The sequence below is a fragment of the Roseateles aquae genome, assembly GCF_032337115.1.
Lineage (GTDB): Bacteria > Pseudomonadota > Gammaproteobacteria > Burkholderiales > Burkholderiaceae_C > Roseateles_C > Roseateles_C aquae.
In genome coordinates this window covers 1-2,813 of record NZ_JAVXZY010000026.1, presented here as the reverse complement: position 1 = coordinate 2,813, position 2,813 = coordinate 1, and the positions used below count along the sequence as shown (strand labels likewise).

Sequence of the window (2,813 nt, the reverse complement as noted above, 5' to 3'; positions counted from 1 at the left end):
CACCCCATCGGGTTGTTGTAGCAATACCCGTAGCGGTTGTAGTTCTGCAGATTGAATGGGTCCTGCAGCATCGGGTCGGCCTGCAGGAACACGCCCAGGCGCGGGTCGAACAGCCGGCCGTTCATGTGCACGATGCCCAAATCGTCCAGGTGCTCGTGGCCGGTGAAGCCGCGGTCAGTACCGGCGTTGAGCGTGCTGCTCCAGTCGGCCACGATGGCGCCGAATTCGTCGTAGCTGCCGTTCAGGTAGCGGCGCTTGCCGAAGGGGTCGTAGGCGTAGCGGGCCGTCAAGGTGCCGGTGTGATCCGTTGTCGAGATCAGGCTGCCCAGATGGTCCTTGTGCCAGTACTCGAGCTTGACGAAGACCGTCGGTGCCGCGGTGGCCGGATTGGCCGGCAGCGCACCGGTGCTCACCAGCACGGCGATGGTCTGGCCGCCGGCGCTGATGTAGTGGCGGTTGCTCACCGTGCCGTTGGGCGCCACTTCGCTCTCGAAGGCCAGGCCACCCTGGTTGTCCGGGTGCAGATACCAGGTCTGGCGCGTGCCTTCGCTGGTGACGTGGGTCTCCAGCACGCGGGCATGGTTCTCGTCGTACTGCCAGGCGTACTTGCCAGCCGGGCCTTGCAGGCCGCTGCCGCTGTCGGGCAGGTTGAAGCTGGTGTGGCTGAGGCTGGTGTATTTGCCGTTGTCGGCGCTGGCGAGGTTGCCGTTGTCGTCGTAGCCGTAGGTGGTCGTGCCCTGCGCGGTGGTCACCGACTTCAGCGCATGTGGTCGCACCCCGCCTTGGGCGTTGTAGGCGTAGTTGCCGACATCGCTCTTGGACAGCAGCAGCCCCAACGCGTTGTACTGCAGGTTCACCGTGCGCTTGGCCCCTGGCGTGGCCGGCAGGCTGACGGTGTATTGCGTCAACCGGTTGAGGCTATCGGCATAGCTGAAGGTCTCGTTGACGGCGAGCCGCTGCATGCCGCTGACGTTGGTGTCGCCGTTGTTGTCGGCGCGCGAGGTCAATTGGCCCAGGCTGTCCCAAGCGTAATGCTGATCAACAATGAAGTCACCAGGCCCTGCCTTCAGATCGGTCACACGGCCCATCGCGCTGTCAAACGCCGCGGTGCTGATGACTCCGTTGCCGTATTGCTGCTGCTCGAGCTTGCCCCAGGCATTCTGGCGCTGCGCCGTCCAGAGCTTGTAGCCGATGGCCAGCGCCTGATCAGCGGCCTTGACGCCCTTGGCATCCGGCAAGGGCTTGACGGTGGCTGCCGTCTTCAGCTCCACGCTGGCCAGGTAGCCGCGGGCCGTGTAGTTGTAGCCGATCTTGACGCCACTGGGGTAGGTCTGCGTGCTCAGACGGCCGGTGTTGGCGTCGTAGTCGACCAGGCTGGTGAAGCTGTTACCGGTGCTGAAGCCACTGCCGCTGCTGATCTGCGTGCTGCTGCTGATCGGGCGACCCAAGGCGTCGTAGCTGATGCTGCGGCTCAGGCCCCGCGTGGTCGAGGTGCCGCACAGCTTACCCACGCCCTTGGCGCAGCTGTCGTAGACCCAGGTCGATGTGTACTCGGCCTCGGTGCGGGTCTTCATCCGACCCAGTTGGTCGTAGACCATCGTCGTCTTGACACTCGCCGCCACCTGCTTGGCGCTCTGCTGCCAGACCATTTGGCCGATGGCGTCGTAGCCGTATTTACTGGTGCCGGCGTCCGGGTCGATCAGGCTGAGCTTGCGTCCACGCAGGTCGTAGGCGATGGTGCTGTTATTGCCCAGCGGGTCCTTGGTTTGCACCAGGTTGCCGAAGGCATCGCGCTGATGCAGCAGCTGGGCGCCGCTGGCATCGGTGATACGTATCACTTCGCCGTTAGCATTCTTTTCTTCTGTGCGCTTCTGGCCCTTGTCGTTGGTCGAGGTGATGCTCAGCCCGGCATAGGCAACGGTCTGTAGGCTGTAGCCACGCGTGCCGTAGCTGCCGAAGCTGCGTGTGGGTGCAGCAGCATCAAGGGCATCGGCCTTGAAGGACTGGTAGACGGCCACGGGGCGGCCCAGCGCGTCGTATTGCGTCTCGGTGACGCCCACATCGTTGCTACCGGCCAGCGTCGAGGATTTGCTGGCCAGGAAGTACGGCGCGGTGACGAACTGCTTCTGGCCGGTGGCGGTGTAGGCCGTATCGCTGACAATCACGCCGGTGCTCTGCGCTGCCCCCGGGCTGCCACCATCAAAGCTCTCGGTGGCACTGCGCAGTTCGCGGCCGGCCTTGTCGGTGTAGATGCGCACGAAGGCACCCATCTTTGTGCCAGCCTTGTCGCGTGGCTCGGTGTGCACATAGGCATAGGCATCGCTGCCCGGCGATTCCGCGGGCGTGACGTTGCCGCTGTTGCAGCCCGGGCTGTTCAGCGGATCGCTGCTATTGCCGACCAGGCAGTAGTAGTAGACCGTCGAGGTGCCATCTGCCCGCAGCTCGCTGAGCTTGCGGCCGAGCTCGTCGTAGGTCCAGCTCGTCGTCAGCCCATTCGGGCCAGTCAGCTTGGTGACCACACCAAAGCGCGGGTCGTACTCGCGGCTCTCGCTGTGCGTCAGCGCGTTGCTGCTGCTCGTAGCGAACAGGCCGGCAGGAATGCTGACAGAGGTGGAGGCAACACTGACCGCCTGTGCAGCAAAGGTATTGCCGCTGCTGCGACTTGCGAACAGCGCATCACCACTGGCCCCGGCGCAGTTCGCCGTCGTGGCTTGCTTCTTGTTCCCGTACGCGTCGTAGTCGTAGCTCGTCACCACGCACAGCTGCGCGTTATCCGGCTCCACCGTCTCCGACTGCAGCAGCCCCTTGTTCGC

1 protein-coding gene is annotated in these 2,813 nt (G+C 64.4%); it reads right to left on the bottom strand.

Annotated elements, in window-relative coordinates:
• A partial coding sequence (locus tag RQP53_RS24575; RefSeq protein WP_315653371.1) for an RHS repeat domain-containing protein occupies positions 1–2,813 on the bottom strand: 2,813 nt, incomplete at both ends.